The 17,703-nt window shown below is 34.6% G+C and carries 13 protein-coding genes and 1 pseudogene; 13 read left to right on the top strand and 1 reads right to left on the bottom strand.

What is annotated here, in order from left to right; all coding sequences use genetic code 11:
* The first annotated feature begins 57 nt into the window (after positions 1-57).
* From CJF42_RS06510 to CJF42_RS06455, 13 genes and pseudogenes are all read left to right on the top strand, one after another.
* Positions 58-1,104: a flagellar basal body P-ring protein FlgI gene (locus CJF42_RS06510; RefSeq protein ID WP_252097544.1), complete on the top strand. Its 1,047-nt coding sequence runs from the start codon at positions 58-60 to the stop codon at positions 1,102-1,104.
* A 526-nt stretch (positions 1,105-1,630) separates the two neighbouring features.
* On the top strand, positions 1,631-2,677 hold the full coding sequence (flgJ, locus tag CJF42_RS06505) for a flagellar assembly peptidoglycan hydrolase FlgJ (protein ID WP_095365901.1): 1,047 nt from the start codon (positions 1,631-1,633) through the stop codon (positions 2,675-2,677).
* Between the two features lie 29 nt (positions 2,678-2,706).
* A complete protein-coding gene (gene flgK, locus CJF42_RS06500; protein ID WP_095365900.1) occupies positions 2,707-4,752 on the top strand; it encodes a flagellar hook-associated protein FlgK in 2,046 nt (681 codons plus the stop codon).
* A gap of 10 nt (positions 4,753-4,762) precedes the next feature.
* Positions 4,763-6,271 (top strand): flagellar hook-associated protein FlgL, encoded by a 1,509-nt coding sequence (gene flgL, locus CJF42_RS06495; RefSeq protein WP_095365899.1) that lies wholly within the window; start codon positions 4,763-4,765, stop codon positions 6,269-6,271.
* Positions 6,272-6,633: 362 nt separating this feature from the next.
* Positions 6,634-7,629 (top strand): annotated as a pseudogene (locus tag CJF42_RS29505) (flagellin N-terminal helical domain-containing protein); the annotation flags it as partial.
* 147 nt (positions 7,630-7,776) lie between these two features.
* Positions 7,777-8,244 (top strand): flagellin, encoded by a 468-nt coding sequence (locus CJF42_RS29500; protein ID WP_502694776.1) that lies wholly within the window; start codon positions 7,777-7,779, stop codon positions 8,242-8,244.
* 218 nt (positions 8,245-8,462) lie between these two features.
* Positions 8,463-10,070, top strand: coding sequence for a flagellin N-terminal helical domain-containing protein (locus CJF42_RS29030; protein ID WP_095365897.1), 1,608 nt, complete (start codon positions 8,463-8,465; stop codon positions 10,068-10,070).
* 100 nt (positions 10,071-10,170) lie between these two features.
* Complete coding sequence (locus CJF42_RS06480) at positions 10,171-10,587, top strand: flagellar protein FlaG (protein ID WP_095365896.1); 417 nt, start codon at positions 10,171-10,173, stop codon at positions 10,585-10,587.
* 42 nt (positions 10,588-10,629) lie between these two features.
* The gene (gene fliD / locus CJF42_RS06475) at positions 10,630-12,024 is read left to right on the top strand and encodes a flagellar filament capping protein FliD (protein WP_095365895.1); all 1,395 of its coding nucleotides are present in this window, start codon (positions 10,630-10,632) and stop codon (positions 12,022-12,024) included.
* 42 nt (positions 12,025-12,066) lie between these two features.
* Positions 12,067-14,097, top strand: coding sequence for a motility associated factor glycosyltransferase family protein (locus tag CJF42_RS06470; protein WP_095365894.1), 2,031 nt, complete (start codon positions 12,067-12,069; stop codon positions 14,095-14,097).
* Between the two features lie 74 nt (positions 14,098-14,171).
* Entirely contained in the window at positions 14,172-14,966 is a 795-nt protein-coding gene (locus CJF42_RS06465) for a flagellin N-terminal helical domain-containing protein (protein WP_095365893.1), read from the top strand.
* A gap of 55 nt (positions 14,967-15,021) precedes the next feature.
* Positions 15,022-15,711, top strand: a complete 690-nt coding sequence (locus CJF42_RS06460; protein WP_095365892.1) for a class I SAM-dependent methyltransferase — start codon at positions 15,022-15,024, stop codon at positions 15,709-15,711.
* A gap of 14 nt (positions 15,712-15,725) precedes the next feature.
* Positions 15,726-17,123 (top strand): NAD(P)-binding protein, encoded by a 1,398-nt coding sequence (locus CJF42_RS06455; RefSeq protein ID WP_095365891.1) that lies wholly within the window; start codon positions 15,726-15,728, stop codon positions 17,121-17,123.
* A gap of 63 nt (positions 17,124-17,186) precedes the next feature.
* Here the strand turns inward: CJF42_RS06455 and CJF42_RS06450 are convergent, their stop codons facing one another.
* Positions 17,187-17,534, bottom strand: coding sequence for a hypothetical protein (locus tag CJF42_RS06450; RefSeq protein WP_095365890.1), 348 nt, complete (start codon positions 17,532-17,534; stop codon positions 17,187-17,189).
* Between the last annotated feature and the right edge of the window lie 169 nt (positions 17,535-17,703).

Below are 17,703 nucleotides of genomic sequence, written 5' to 3'. Positions count from 1 at the left end.
ATGAAAATTATTTATTTTTTAAAACTATTTTTATTTCTATCTCTATTTATTTTTTCTATGCAATTATCAGCAGAGCGGATTAAAGATGTTGCTATGGTCGAAGGAATACGTTCAAACCAATTATTAGGTTATGGATTAGTGGTTGGTTTGCCTGGTACAGGTGAAAAAACCATTTATACAGAACAAACATTTAAGGCAATGTTAAAAAGCTTTGGTATTACCTTGCCAGAAAGCGCGCGCCCAAAAATTAAAAATGTGGCTGTTGTTGCTGTGCATGCGGAATTACCCGCTTTTGCTAAACCGGGACAGAAAATTGATTTAACGGCTTCTTCAATTGGTAGTGCCGGTAGTTTGCGAGGTGGTACCTTATTACAAACATTTTTAAAAGGAGTCGATGGTAATGTGTATGCTATCGCACAAGGTAGTTTGATTGTAAGTGGATTAGGAGCGGAAGGATTAGACGGTAGTCGAGTTTTAATAAATACACCTACAGTTGGGCGTATTCCAAATGGAGCGACAGTTGAGCGTTCTGTTCCGAGTCCATTTGGAAAAGGTGATTTTATTACTTTTAACTTGTATAATGCTGACTTTACTTCAGCAAAACGCTTAGCAGATTCTATTAATGAGCTTGTTGGGCCAAATACTGCGCGTCCTATGGATGCAACTTCAATTAGAGTTACTGCACCTAGAGATATTTCGCAGCGTGTTACTTATTTAGCGACTATAGAAAACCTTGAGTTTAAACCCGCAGACACTGGAGCCAAAATTATTGTTAATTCAAGAACTGGCACAATTGTAATAGGCAAAGATGTAAAATTACAGCCCGCAGCAATTACCCATGGCGGATTAACAGTAACCATAGCCGAGCAACAAGACGTTAATCAACCTGATCCTTTCTCTGATGGACAAACCGTAGTGACAACGCAGAGTATCATTGATGTTTCTCGTGATGATACCCGCGCTTTTGTATTTGATCCTGGTGTAAGCCTTGATGATTTGGTCAGAGCAATTAATGAAGTAGGCGCCGCTCCAGGTGATTTGATGGCAATACTTGAAGCACTTAAAGAAGCTGGCGCATTAAGCGGCCAATTGATAGTGATATAAATCTGCTGCACATCTTTATTAAGTGCTACTGTGTGGCATTTTAAAATTAAATAAATATTATATATTTACCCACAGGTTTCTTAATTTAATTATCATGAAATCTACTCCTATACCGATTATATCTCTAAATTCATGATTTTATAGATAATTAAATAGGATTTAGGTAAGGCATTAATTGAAGATAATGGTTGTTCTCTTATTAAAATTAATAACGCACATAAACCCTGTTCAAACTTGCTGAGACGGAGCTTCTGAGTAAACCTATTTCATCTTTTCGTTGGTTTGAAAGGTGCATATATTCCTGTATCAATACGTCTTGAATTGAGCTCGCTCAGATAGCTCTGAAACATGCATTTTGAAGTAACATGGGTATAGATCACGTCGCGATTAAAATAAAATCTTCCTTTTTATGGAGCAATTCTATGAAGTAATTCAAATTTACTAACAGGCATGTTGTGGGAAATTTATTTTGGCTTAATAGTTGCAGTTTACATAATATTAATCTGTTCAGTGTCAATAAATTGTTATGAATGAAGTTAACCAACAAATGCCAAGCAACTACTTTGATCTTAATAGTCTCAATGATTTAAGACGTGATGCTACCAGTAGTAACGGTAATGACAGGGAAGCTTTAAAAAAAGCAGCTCAGCATTTTGAGGGAATATTTATGAATATGTTGATGCAGAGTATGCGAAAAGCCAATGAAGCTTTTGAATCAGATAGTCCAATGAATAGTAGCGCTACAAAATTCTATGAGGGTATGTTTGATCAGCAATTAACATCAAATCTTTCTCAAAGTGGTTCGTTAGGTTTGGCTGATTTGATTGTACAGCAGCTAAGTCCTGATTATCAAAGCTATAAACCGGCCTCAATATTAAGAAGTGATGCAGTTTTTAATCAGACATCATCTTCTGAGAAAGATGATGTCAATAACTTTGTTTTACAGAATGTAAAAGCGCACAGCCTGCCTGAAAAGCAAAGCACACCGCAATGGATAACAGATAGATTTAAGCAGCAACAAGCTGAGTTTTTAGCAAATAAACCACAAGAAAAGTCTCCTGTAGAAAGAGTTGAATCAGCTAACTTTGAAACCCCTAATGATTTTATTAATGCAATGTGGCAATTTGCAAAAAAAGCAGCGGAAAAAATTAACCTCGATCCTGCCGTTATGGTGGCACAAGCGGCGCTTGAAACAGGTTGGGGCAAACATATTATTAACCAACCTAGTGGTTCATCAAGTAATAATTTGTTCAATATTAAAGTAGATCATAGCTGGCAAGGTAATAGCGTAAAAAAATCTACATTAGAGTTTGAAGATGGCGTTGCGGTCAAGAAAAATGCAGCTTTTAGAGCTTACGAAACGATTGAAGATAGTTTTAATGATTTTACAAATTTCTTAAGAACAGGTGCTCGTTATAAAGATACACTTTCTAAGTCATCTGATCCGGAACGATTTTTGCATTCATTACAGAAAGCTGGTTACGCCACTGATCCTAATTATGCTGAAAAGATTATAAGCATATTAAAAAGCGAACGTTTTAGTCAAGGTCTAAAGCAAGTACTAGGTAATTAACATTTAAGTAATTTTTGGAGTTGTAGGCTATGGGGTTTGGTATTTTATCAACAGGGGTGTCTGGATTAGCTGCGGCGCAAAAAGGCCTCGATACCACTGGGCATAATATTGCTAATGCCAATACCAAAGGCTTCAATAGACAGACTGTTGAGCAAAAATCTACAGTTGGTATTCCATTTGGTGGTGTTTTCTTAGGTAATGGTACACAGATATCATCAATTTCTCGTGCTTTTAATGAGTTTTCATTTTCTGAAGTACTCTATAATCAAAGTCAATACAATTTAAATAAATCAATGACCGTTAATGCGGGTCGTCTAGATAATTTTTTGGCAGACACAGATACAGGTATAACTAAAAGTATTGAAGATATGTTTGATGCTGTTAATGGTGTGACTGAAGAGCCTACAATAGTTTCTGCAAGAAACGTATTCTTAAGCACCGCAGAATCTACAGCAAAACGATTTAATAATATGTTCACAGAAGTCGAGCAGCAGCATCTTGGTAATATTAACCAAGAAATAGAAACAACCGTTGCTGCTATGAATGAAATTAGCAGCCGTATAGCACAACTAAATGGAGAAATTGCAGTTGCGTCTTCAGTGGCTGAAAGTGGTTTTCCACCAAATGATTTATTAGATAAAAGAGACCTATTAGTAAGTCAATTAAGTGAATATTCTGAGGTTAATTCTTTAGAATTACCTGATGGAACAATTAATCTAACAATTGGCACAGGTTTAACATTAATAACAGGCACATTTGCAATTCCATTATCTGTTGAAAGGAATGAATTTGATACTAGTACATTAGAAATAGGTATCTCTCCAACGCCAGGTGCGCCTAATAAATCCATAGTAACAGAGCAAATTCAAGGTGGTTCTTTAGGTGGGATCATTAAAATAAGGGACGATCTTTTATTACCATCAATCAGAGATATGGGAAAAATGTCAATTGCTTATGCGGATACATTTAACCGTCAGCAATCTTTAGGCCGAGATCTTAATGGTGATGAAGGTACTAATTTATTTAAAGATATCAATGATCCACAATTGGCATTATCTCGTACATTAAATTCAACTAAAAACCCAGCTGTATCAGACTTTTCAGTTAATATTAATAATACTTCTTTATTAACTAACCAAGACTATTCAATGCAAGTAGATCTCGGTGGTAATTTAGTTGTATCGGATCAAGATAATAATACCTTAGTAACTTTTACGCCTGCTGATATTACTGCGATGTCACCGCCTACAAATACCAGAATGGAAATCCCAGGAACAGGGATTGATATTAATATTTCAAATAATAACCTTGCAGTTGGAGATAAGTTTTTAATTAGACCTACTTATACTGGTGCACGAGATATTAACCTTGAAATAGAAGATCCAAACTTAGTTGCAGCAGCAGATAATTATCTAGAAACGGCTGCAACAACTAACCCAAATAATGTTGCACTTGATTTATATGAAATATCAAATCAAGCTGATACAAACTTTCCTAATGAAGTGAATTTTCCACCACCATTAGATCCTCAAATTCAAATAGTCGTAGATCCTACTGGTACGCAATATAGTATTCAAGATTCAGCTGGCACACCTTTAGTAGCTCCAGCTGGTGGGCCATTTAATATACCAGCAGATCAAATAATAGATGTGCCTGGAATGAGAGTGGAGCTAAAAGGTAACCTAGCAGGAAATGAAGTTTTTACAATAACAAACCAAGATGGGGCACCACCATTTGATAAAAAACAGTTTGGTCAAGGTGATAATACAAATGCTTTGGGTATGCTGAATTATCAAAACAAAAAAACTTTAGATGGTGGAACAAATACTTTTTCTGAGTCATATGCGGAGCTTGTAACTTTTGTTGGCGTAACTACACAAAGTGGTAAAATAAGTGCTGATTCTTTTCAAACTCTGTTAGCTGGTGCTGAAGAAAGAATGGCTGCAATATCGGGAGTGAACCTTGATGAAGAAGCAGCAAATTTGATTCGCTATCAACAGGCTTATGGGGCCTCAGCTCGAATTATTTCAGTTGCAAATGAAATTTTTGACACATTATTACAAGCAGTGAGATAGGAAATAAATTATGCGAATTGGTACTCAAAATTTTTATGATCGTAGTTTATTTAGTATGCAAACTAGGCAAGCTGATTTAGATCGTGCTCAAGAAGAGCTATCGACAGGAAAGCAAATTTTAAGACCTTCTGATGATCCTGTTGCTTCTAACTCAATTATCAAATTAAAAAAAGAAATAGATGTTTCAGAACGCTATATTAAAACACAGGATACAGCTGAACGATTTAATGTATCGGGTGAGTCTAATTTACAATCAATGACTAATGTTCTGTATCGTATTGAAGAGCTCTTGGTTCAATCAGTCAATGGTTCTTTGGATAGTAATTCATTACAAGCGATTGGCGAGGAATTACAAGTTAAATATGATGAATTATTATCTTTAACAAATTCTAGAAATGCTAATGGCGATTATTTTTACTCAGGATATAAAACAGATCAAATTCCTTATACAGAAGATACCTTTGGGTATGCACAATATCAAGGTGACGATGGGCAAAGAGAGGTATTGATAGCAGCTTCATATCAAGTACCAGTAAATGATCCCGGAAGTAGCTTTGTAGATAATGTATCTTCTAAGTACGGTCATTTTAATGCAGCTGCTCCGGCTGTGAGTGGTGCGCAAGTATCTGTTGGATTAATTACAGATCCAACAGAGTTTGCCCAACCTACCGCGCCAGCGAGTACCTTTGATTTACAATTTGTAGGCGCGCCATTAACTTGGCAAGCAGTTGATACGCAATCAGGTACTGTTGTTGAAGGACCTCATACTTATACTGCGGGAGACGAAATTACATTTCAGGGCATATCTGTAAAAACAGATGTCAATAATCCGCCAGTAGTAGGTGATCAATTTGTAATGGCTCAAGATTCAGCTACATCACCTGAAAAAAATATGATGTGGGTTATAGGCCAAGCGATTGAAGCGACGCAAATTTTAGGTACTGTTTATACTGGAAGTGCTAACGCAGGATCTAATATTAGTGTTGGTGGAGGTGAACTAAAAAAACCTGAGAATCATAATCTAGCCGATTTTCAAATTTCCTTTCCTGCACCAGGTCAGATCCAAGTTGATGAAGTTGATCGATCTACGATCCCTTTAACTGTCATTAGTAATGCGGTGCCTGCTCAAGCTTATAATCCAGCTGGAACATCTATTGAGTTTAACGGCATTGAAATTACAGTTTCAGGAGCTGAGATTGTTGGTGAAACTGTTCGTTTAGATAGACCTGAAAATACTCGTAGAGCCGAAGTGATTGGTACAATACAAGATGAATTAAAAAATGTATTTACTAATGTTGATAATATTCGATCACAAATAGGCGCTAGGTTAAATACCATCTCTAATGAAGCGTTAGCGGTTGACCAATTTAAAGATGTATTAACAAAAAATTTATCAATGCTTGAAGATGTTGATATTTATGCAGCGATGAATAATCTTCAAACTTCAATTACGGGACTCCAAGCTAGCCAACAAAGCTTTGCAAAAATTCAAAATCTAAGTCTATTTAATTATTTATAAAAATGTATAGGACATCCAAAAGTGACTAATCAGTCACTTTTTGTGTTTTAAGTTTCTGAAAAACACTTCTCTCAATTGACTAAAACACTCCAAAATATTGACTTTTATTTCTAAAAATTTAAAGCGGCAATAAATTGTATCGATCGGCAAGGCTTAACCGTTAAGAATAAATTATAAGCTAAATAGCTTTATTTATAATCAAAACTCACTATTTCACCGTACTGAGATTTATTTTAAGGTGCTGATATTTAATGGTTTATTTTTTTATGTTGATGTGTTCATTATATTTTTTTGTTTAATAAGTGATTGTTGGCATATTGGTTGCTTTAACCATAGTAGGACCAAAAAGAGGATTTCTAATCATGGCTTTAAGTGTAAATACAAATGTTGCGTCGCTAAATGGCCAGCGTAACTTAAATAAATCGACCGATATGTTGCAAACATCTATGCAACGTTTGTCATCAGGTTTAAGAATTAATAGTGCAAAAGATGATGCAGCAGGTCTGCAAATATCAAACCGTTTAACATCACAAATTAACGGTTTAAATGTAGCTGTACGAAATGCAAATGATGGTATTTCTATGGCACAAACAGCTGAAGGCGCATTGCAAGAAAGTACTAATATACTTCACCGTATGCGTGACTTAGCACTACAATCTGCAAATGGTACTTATTCAAATTCAGATCGTGCAGCAATCCAAGAGGAAGTTAGCCAGTTACAAGCAGAGCTTGATCGTATATCAGAAACAACGTCATTTGGTGATCGTAAATTACTAGATGGCTCATTTGGCTCTGAAAGCTTCCAAGTAGGTGCTAAATCATTTGAAACGATTAATGTAAGCATGGGCTCCTTTGCTTCTGAAGATATTGGTGCGCAGTCATTTAGTATGAATGCAGGTCAAACATTAGGTACTACTACTGGAGCAACAGGTTTAGGTGGTATTGCTTTCTCTGGCGCCGCAACTCAACATGCTTTCTTAGGTTCAGCGGGTACTGTGCAAGCAGTGAGTATCTTAGGAACGCAAGGCTCTGCAACAGCCACTATTACAGCTTCAGGTACAGCCGTTGATGTACAAGATGCAATCAATCGTGCGACAACAAAAACGGGTGTAGAAGCTGATGCTCGAACAGTTATATCATTAGATTTTTCATCAGATAATTTGACAGGAAATGTGACAGCTGAAACAACCATTACTTTTGGGTTACGGGGCAGTAATACGGATGAATCAGTTGCAGCTCCGACAATAAAGGCATCTTTTACTAATACAGAAGATTTGAGTTCAATTGCGATTGCTATTAATAATAATGCAAATGAAACAGGGATTTCAGCTCAATTATCAGCTGAAGGGGAGTTAGTGTTAACCAGTGAAAGTGGTGATAATATACAAATTTCAACTTTCACTATTTCAGGTGGAGGGGCAGCTAATGCAAGTAGCTTATCTGTATCAGCAAATTCTCATGATTATGAAGGTGATATCTCTGATCCGACTCAAACTTTACAATCAATGACCTTAGTAGGTACGGGTGCAGCGACTGCTATGTCTACAACAACAAATGAAATTAATTTTGTTGGAACGATCAGAACTACTGGTAACGATGATTTTGGTATTCAATCTAGTCAAGCTGAGTTAACCGGCGGTGGTTTATCCCAATTAGAGAATATCGAAGATTTAAATGTAGGTACAGCAATAGGTGCTCAAATGGCGGTTGATGTGATTGATGGTGCATTAGCTCAAATAGATACGCAAAGAGCGCAATTAGGTGCTGTACAAAATCGTTTAGATTCTACAATATCTAATTTACAAAATGTATCAGAAAATGCATCTGGTTCTCGTAGTCGTATTAGAGATACCGATTTTGCTATTGAAACAGCAACAATGACAAAAAATCAAATTTTACAACAAGCAGGTACCTCTATACTTGCTCAAGCTAATCAGTTGCCGCAGGCTGCGTTATCCTTATTGGGTGGTTAGTCTTTTTAATGGTCCTTATGAAGCAGTAACCTTTACTGCTTCATTTTATGGATATCCCTAAGCTTTATAGCTTATTTACTTTAAACCTCCAACATCTGCATTTATAAATAAATCAAATATTTTTCTAAAATAAATTAAAGAAAAAAAAACATCTGCCGTAATAGAGACTGTAATCATAGAAATTCAGCTCCAACTGTGGAGTATTTAGGAGAAATATTATGGCTTTATCAATTCAAACGAATGCAACATCCCTGAATGCACAGCGTCAGTTGGGGCAAACTCAAAAAGCAGTATCAACTACAATGGAACGCTTGTCTTCAGGTCTTCGTATCAATAGTGCAAAAGATGATGCAGCTGGTCTACAAATTTCAAATCGATTAACATCTCAGATAAATGGTTTAGGTGTTGCTGCACGAAATGCAAACGATGGTGTATCTTTAGCGCAAACTGCAGAGGGCGCATTACAAGAAAGTACAAATATTTTACACCGTATGCGAGATTTAGCATTACAAGCATCAAATGGTACATATTCAAATTCAGATAGATCTGCAATACAAGAAGAAGTTGGCCAGTTACAAAGTGAACTAGATCGTATTGCTGAAACAACCTCTTTTGGTGACAGAAAATTATTAGATGGCTCATTTGGTTCTAATTCTATGCAAGTTGGCGCAAAAGCATTTGAAACTATTAATATCAGTTTAGGCTCGTTTGGTGCTAATGATATTGGCGCTCAAACTTTTTCATTAAATGATGGACAAGCCTTGGCAGTTACTACTGGTGCAACTGGACTAGGTGGTATTGCAACTTGTAATGCGACTACTCATCATGGGTTTTTAGGTTCAGCGGGAACTACTCAAACAGTTTCTATCCTTGGATCTCAGGGCTCTGCAACAGCAACTATGGCTGGTTCGGGTACAGCTGTGGATGTTCAAGATGCTGTTAATCGTGCAACTAAAACAACAGGAGTAGAAGCTGATGCTCGTACTATAGTATCACTTGATTTTTCATCTCAAAATGTTTCAGGTAATGTGAGTGGTACAACTTCAATTACTTTTGATTTACGAGGGGCAAATACTGACGAATCAATTGCAGCACCAACTATAAAAGCAGATATCACCAACACCGAAGATCTTAGCTCAATTGCAAATGCGATTAATGCAGAAACAGGAAAAACTGGTGTTTCTGCAAGTATATCAGCTGAAGGAGAGTTAGTAATGGTGAGTGAAGCTGGAGATAATGTACAAATCTCTAACTTAGCGATATCAGGTGCTGGTGCACAAAATGCGAGTAGTTTATCAATATCTTCAAATTCACATGATTATGAAGGTGATATTACAGATGCAACACAAACATTAGCTACTTTTACATTATTAGGTACTGGTGGTACTGCTGCAATGTCTGGTGCAACAAGTGAAGTTAGTTTTGTTGGAACTGTAAGAACAACAGCAAATGATGATTTTGAAATGAGATCATCAGAAAGTAATATTACTGCAACTGGATTATCAACAATTGAAACAATTGATGATGTGGACGTAAGTACTGCAATAGGTGCTCAAATGTCAGTTGATGTTATCGATGGGGCTTTGGCACAGATTGATACACAAAGAGCACAGTTAGGTGCGGTACAAAATCGTTTAGACTCTACAGTGTCAAACCTTCAGAATGTAAGTAATAATGCGTCAGCATCACGTTCACAAATTAGAGATACTGATTTTGCAACAGCGACAGCTGAAATGACAAAAAATCAAATATTGCAACAAGCTGGTACTTCTATTTTAGCGCAGTCAAATCAGTTACCACAGGCAGCATTAAGTTTATTAGGTTAATATTTAAATTAACTTCCAAACAATTCGGTAAAATAAGAGGAGCTAGGTTTTACCTAGCTCCATTTTTCGTTTTATACTCTACTATAGTAGGAGAGCTATAATGAATAATATAAATACAGCACCACCACAATTGAATGATGTGCTAAATGCTTTGGTGAAACCAGACAAAAACTTAGTTGCTGAAAACTCTAATAAACCAACAGAAAACATAAAACAAATAGAACAAATAGAACAAATAGAAAATAAGAAAATACCCTCTGATTTTATAGACATAAATAAAACAGAATCAATATCTAAAGAACAACTTGAAGAATTGGCAGTAAAATTGCAGGAGTTTGTTGGTGGTCTTAATAAATCTATAAAATTTGAGACACATCAAGAATCAGGACGTGATGTTGTAAAAGTATTAGATGGTGAATCTGGAGATTTAATTAAACAATTTCCTTCAGAGGAACTACTTGGCATAATTACAAACCTTTCTAAGGCATCAGGTATATTAGTTAATGAAAAAATTTAACTTGTAATTTTTTACATTTTAAAGTTATTTTAAGGGGGAAATATGAGCTCAATTTCATCACCAGGGTTAGGATCTGGGTTAGATGTTAATAGTATTGTTAAAAGTTTAGTTGATGCTGAACGCGTTCCTTTTGATAAAAAAAAAGATAAGGCACAAGAAGTTAATACAGCAAAAATATCTTCCTTTGGCAATATTAAAAGCGCTATGTCAGAATTAGATGATATTTTATTTGATCTAAAACTCCCTTTTACTTTTAACGAACGCATTGTAGATACTAGTTCATCTAAATTTACTGTTGAAGCTGGTTCCGCTTCAGTAACAGGGGATTATGATATTGAAGTTTTACAATTAGCGGCCGCTCACAAAATGACATCAATAGGCTTTACTGAAGGAGATCCTGTAGGTGAAGGTACAATGGATTTTACCGTTGGCAGTGAAACATTTAAAGTAGAAATATCAGCGACAGATGATTTAGAAGCTGTAAAAGCAAAAATCAGTGATGCAAGCAATGGACTAGTAACTGCTTCAATATTAACTGCAGATGATGGTCAGCATTTAACTTTAACAGGAACAAAAACAGGGGCTGGAAATGATATAGCAATCACAGTTACCGATATTGATGGTGATATTACCGATGGTTCAGGTTTATCTCGGTTAAATTACAATGGTGCGCCTGATGATACTTTTACTTTACAAAATACAGCTCAAGATGCTTCAATTAAAGTAGATAATTTTTTAACTGTTAATAGTGATACAAATAGCTTTGATTCTGTTGTTGCTGGTGCGGTAATTACAGTAACTGGCACGCATACTGCAGGAGAAAAGGATAAATTTTCAATAAGTAAAGATGAAGAAAGTATAGTTACTCGCCTAACTGAGTTTATTGAGGCTTTTAATAAAGTAGTTGTTTCTGTAGAGGAAGCATCTGATGTCAATGTTGATTTAGATACCGCTGGTACATTAGTTGGTGATAGTACTGTCAGAACTATGATGAATCAGATAAGAACTGCGTTATCCACTCCAGTAAAATTAGAAGATGGTAATGTATTTAGTTTATCTATGATGGGTATTTCAACAAAGAAAGATGGATCTTTAGAGCTTGATGCAAAAGAATTAAAGGATTCAGTACATACTAACTTTGATGATTTAAGTGAAATATTCGCCTCCTCTGAAGGCATAGGTCGAAAGTTAAATGATGTTGTATCTGAATACCGTAAATTTGGTGGTTTAATTGACCAACGGATTACAGGATTAGAAGAATCAAATGTACGTTGGGATGAAGAACAAGTTAAAAATGAGAAAAAATTATCGACCTTAAAAGATAGGCTATATTCACAGTTTTTATCTATGGATTTATTAGTTGCGCAATTAAAAGCAACAGGTGATTATTTAACAACTCAGTTGGATAACTTACCAGGATTTACATCGAAAAATTAAGTTTTCTCTTCATTTTTCGATTTCGAAGAATTAGGAGTTTTTATGTCAGAAAAAAGAACAGCAGAAGAATCAAAAGAGCAGCTAAAAACAGTTCTATCTTATACCTTGTATCAAAATCTACTTGCGTTAAAAGAGTATTTTCCTGCATTTTACAATCGCTTTTTAGAATACAAACCTAAAACTCATGGATTAGAGCTTACACCTGATGGCATTTTGAATGCCGCTTACCCAGGAGGATTTATTTATGATGGAGATCCTCAAAAAATATGTAATGAGCAATTTAATAATTTTTTCAGCTGCACCGTAAATAGTGTTTACACTATTAATAGTGAAGAAGCTGAGCTTCCCAATCAAGTATTTAAACATCCTAAGTTAGTTGCTGCTGTTGCTGCAAATGGCGATGAGTATATTGCTAAGGCATTCTCTAAAAAGTATGAATCCCCAAGTTGCTTTCCAGTTTTATCTATAATAGGAGTGGGCTTAGGGTATCATTTAGAGCAATTAGTTAATAAAAACATACAACATTTGTTTATTTATGAACCAAATAATGATTTATTTTACGCTTCATTACATACAGTTGATTATCGTAAAATATTTGAACATTTCACACAAAAAAATAAAGGCATAACTTTAGAAATAGGCTCTCAACCTGAATTTTTTATTGAAAGTATTCATAAACAACTATTTGAAAGAGGTCTATTTAGAGCTGGCTCATTCCCCGTTTATAGACACTATGAAAGTGGAGTTACGAATGAGGCCCTTACACGGTTTTTTGACAATGTAAGTAATTTTTATAATGGATTCGGTTTTTTTGAAGATGAAATCATCTCCTCTATTCATACAATGAAAAATATTAGAGATAATAGGAAGTTTTTACCTGCGGATGTGTTATTAGATACCGATATTACGGATAAACCTGTTTTTATATGCGCAAACGGACCATCATTAGATAGCAATATTGATTTTTTAAAAGCAAATAGAGATAAGTATTATTTATTTTCAGGTGGTAGTGCCTTAATGCCATTGTATAAAGCAGGGCTCACACCTGATTTTCATTTTGAAATAGAACGTACTGAAGGTTTATTTAAATATGTATCAGTAATTAATGATGATGAATATTATAAAAAGATAACACTTATAACTATGAACACTGTTTCACCAATTGTTATGGATTTATTTGGGGATGTATATACTTATTTTAAACCAAATGATGGTGGTACAGAATTAATGAGAACGGCATTAGGGCAAAATGAATTTAATAAATATTTACATTTGTTTGATTCGAACCCTACAGTCTCAAATGCAGCATTAGCATTTGCAATCAAATTAGGTTTCTCAAAGATATTCCTCCATGGTGTCGATCTTGGGTATATTGACTCAGATTACCATCATTCTAAAGAGAGTATTTATTTTAAAGAAGACGACTCTTTACCCGATTTTTCAAATAGCTATAATAAAGATAAAACAGTACCTGGCAATTTTGAGGACACTGTATTTTCAAATATGATTTTTGATTGGTCTAGACATACAATGGAACACTCACTTAGAAAGCCTGAGAATGCACATTTAAATTGTTTTAATTGTTCAAATGGGGCAAAAATTGATAGAGCTATACCATTGAAAGTTGAAGACTGTAGGTTCAGTTCAAATAAATTACCTGACATTAAAAAAGCATTAGCCAATTTAAATTGCTCATCAATCATTGAATTTAAAGTGCTATGTGAAAAAGTAACAGAGTTTAGTCAAGAGCTATTTAAATTAATGGATAAAATAGTTGACCCTAAATTAGGGGATGTAACTGTTACTCAGCATCAGTTGATGGAGCACTTTAACTTTCAATACTACAGCACAGTTAAAGTTGGAAAAGAAGAAAATGTCTTTATTTGTAGGATGTTGATTGGAAGCTTAAATTATTTGCAGACAGTGATTGTTGGTAAAATGCACTTTATTAGAAATCAAACTATTCGTGATGAGTATGCAACAAGTTCATTAAAGTATTTATGTGACTACATGAATGTAATGAAGCAAGAATATTCTAACCTAGTACTTGATTGGATTAACTCTCAGAAATAACTTCCCTACCCATTAAAGTTTTAATTTGAAATACCGATAACTAATATAACAAATATTAGTTATCGAGTATCAATGTGCTATCAGTTTCTACTAATTTAAGTTCATTATTTACTCAGAGGCAATTAACTTCTGTGACTAATGCTACTTCAAATTCGATTGAAAGATTAAGTTCAGGTCTGAGAATTAATAATGCCGAAGATGATGCTGCAGGCATGCAGTTATCTCACAGGATCACAGCTAAAATAAATGGTAATGCGGTGGCCATTAGAAATGCAAATGATGGTATTTCGATGGCACAGACAGCAGAAGGTGTATTATCTGAAGTGACTGCAAACTTACATAGGATAAGAGATCTTTCCCTCCAAGCAGCAAATGGTACCTACAGTAGAAGTGATAGGGCATCAATCCAAGAAGAAGTTGACCAATTAAAATTAGAAATAAACCGAATTAATGATACTACTCGCTTTGGTAGCCAAAAGTTATTTGATATGGGTGATGGACGTTTGGTTGATATTGTTGAAAGGGATATGATTAATGGTTTAGCCTCATCTTGGTTAAGAGAATCTGAAAAAATTATTTTTGAACAGTTTGGGATTGATGGAAAAGGACAAACACTTAAAATTGATTTAGAGCAAGTTGATGGAGCTGGTGGCACAGCTGCTTATGTTCAAGCTCAGAGTATTGCGGGTATAGGTGCATTCAATCAAGTTATGGTTATTGATTTAGATGATTTTAATGCCTCAAATTTACCTGAGGGAGATCCAAATGGGCTAGCTTTAGATGAAGTTGTACTGCATGAAATGGTACATGCAACAATGGGGACTAGCTTCGATGATTGGAGTAATATTCTTTCATTATTAACTGGTTAGTAAAAATATTAAGTGTAAACTGAGCTTTATAAACTATTAGGAGTAGAAAAAGAGAATGCTTTCATTTGACCCTACCTGGAATGATATATATGAAAATGGGCAAGAAAATAGATATCCATGGGATAGTGTTGTTAGTTTTGTTTTTCGGAATAAACCAAACAAACCACGAAATGAAACCCATATTTTAGAATTAGGCTGCGGTACAGGTTGTAATTTATGGTTTTGTGCAAATGAAGGGTTTATAGTTTCAGGAGTTGATGGAGCAGAAAAAGCTATTAATGTGGCAATAAAACGTTTTAAGTCAGAAGGGTTAATTGGTGAGCTTACTTGTGCAGATTTTACTTGTTTACCACAGAAAGATAATTCAGTTGATCTTATTATAGATAGAGGTTCATTAACCTGTACGCCTTACCCACTATTGATAGATACCCTTAGAGAAGCAAATCGAGTATTAAAGTTAGGAGGTAGAATGCTATTTACCCCTTACGCTGATACCCACACTAGTGCTGTTTCAGGTATCTATGATGAAAATACACGTTTAGTTACCGAAATTAGTAAAGGTTCTTTGATAGGAGCAGGTCAGCTATGTTTTTTAGGATTAGAAGATATTCGTAAACTTTTTTCTAACAAAGGTTGGAAAATATTAAGCGTTAAGCTTAAGCAAGAAATAGAAGTATTTTTTGAGGATCAAAATAATCATGCAGAATATCATGTTATTGTTGAAAAAATTGATTCCAAGTCTTAAATAGGATTGAGTATATGAGAAATAATACTGTACAAAAAAAGAACTGTATTATTGCCGGTGGTGGTATTTGTGGGTTATTTGCTTCTATTTTATTAGCGGATAAATTTGAAAACGTTATTCTGATAGAAAAAGAGTCCCAGTTAGGTGGTCTCCTTAAATCTATTTCTTTAGATGGGGGAGTCACTTTTGATCAGGGAACACATGTTCCTAATACTACAATGATACCAGAAATTGATGATATTTTATTTGGAAGAGAAGATGAACGAAATTTACATTGGCATGATCTTGGTAAGCTTCGCTCAGGTAATTACTTTACCGGTAAATGGAATCTTATAAACCAAATGCTAGATGTACGTAACTTACCTTCTGAAGTTTATCAGAAAGGTATAATTGAGTTGCTATCTTTAACTGAGCAAAGTAGTGCTGAAGATATTGTTACTTTTTTGATTGAAACTCTAGGACCTACTTTTACTACAGAAGTTGTAGCTCCTATAGCAGGAAAGTTGTACGGTTCAGATGTGGATTTATCAACTTTGGTAACTAATTCATCGGTAAGTTACTTTGGATTATCTCGATTATTGGCACTAGACCCGATTGTAAGTAAAAAATTAAAAGAAATTCCTGCCTTTGATGACAAGTTGGCCTATCACAACGAAGCTGATTTTGAAGAACGAATTCGTGAAGATAAAACTCCTCAAAGAACAAATTATTATCCAAAAAGAGGCGGGGTGGGTTATTGGGTTGATCACCTTATAAAACAGGCGAAAAGTAAAGGTGTAACGTTATTAACTGAAAAATATATAAAAACAATTAACTACCAAGAAAAGCTTATTTCATCTATTGAATTAGGAAGTTCTGGAGAGATAATAGATTGTGATTATTTATTTTGGACTGTACCGCCTATCCTAGCCTTAAAAGCTGCAAAAATAGAGGTAAAGCAAAGAAATCTATTATTTAAAAGTGCATGTATATTCCATTATCAAGTCGATAAGCCATTATTAAATACAGAATCACATTATGTATGGAATTGGGATCAAGAATTTAAAGGCTTTAGAGTTACACTTTACCCAAATATGCAAAAACCGGATGAAAAATCACTGTATAGAGTATCGATTGAAGCACTATGCAAGCCTGAAGAAGCTGAAGAAATTACATTAAATGAAATGTATGAAGAGTTAGTTAACATTGGTTTAGTTGATGAAAGTTCAAATATAATCAATCAACATAAACAAATTATACATCACACATTTCCTGTACCTACATTTGAATTTAATACTGCGGTTAAAAAAAATTATGACGACTTGTCTCAAGCTTTTGATAATATTCATATCGCAGGGCGGTTTGCTGGGAAAAGCTGGTTTCATGAAGATGTATTAAAAGAGGTGTATTTTGATATTCAAAACTTAGTATAAATATACTCAATTAAGAGTATATTTATACTTTCACTAAATCACTTTTTATGCGAATCTAGGAAGTTAAGTCGGAGAGAATACATCAAGAAATGATGTAGCCCTCACTGCATTTGCATCTAATATAGACTCATAAGATGAATACCTGCTCGGGTGAGATAGAAGTTCTCCGAGTTGTGCTAATTTATACCCTCCAATAGCGTGAGGGTATCGAGCAACATTAGTGAAGTCTTTTTCTAATAATTTATTTAGTTCATTGTTATCAAAATCAAATGCCCGAATACCATCTTTTAAAAAATCTAACCCTCTTAATTGGCCATTATCAACTTGTTGCCATGTAATGTCATAATTTGAAGAAATCATAATACCATTAGGCATTAACATGCCTTTTAAAATAGCAGATATATTTATCATTTGTTGATTGTCAAAGTACCAAAAAAAACTGATGTTATAATAATGTTAAATTTATGGTGGCAGTTCTGAAGATCTTCTAATCTATCACAAATGTAATGCATTTTACTGGGTGATTTTTCTTTTGCTTCAGAGATTAAATTTTCATCTAATACCAATCAGATTATTTAAA

The sequence above is a fragment of the Pseudoalteromonas sp. NBT06-2 genome, from assembly GCF_002276045.1.
Lineage (GTDB): Bacteria > Pseudomonadota > Gammaproteobacteria > Enterobacterales > Alteromonadaceae > Pseudoalteromonas.
The sequence above is the reverse complement of the archived record's forward strand: the minus strand, read 5'-3'. Positions and strand labels throughout refer to the sequence as shown.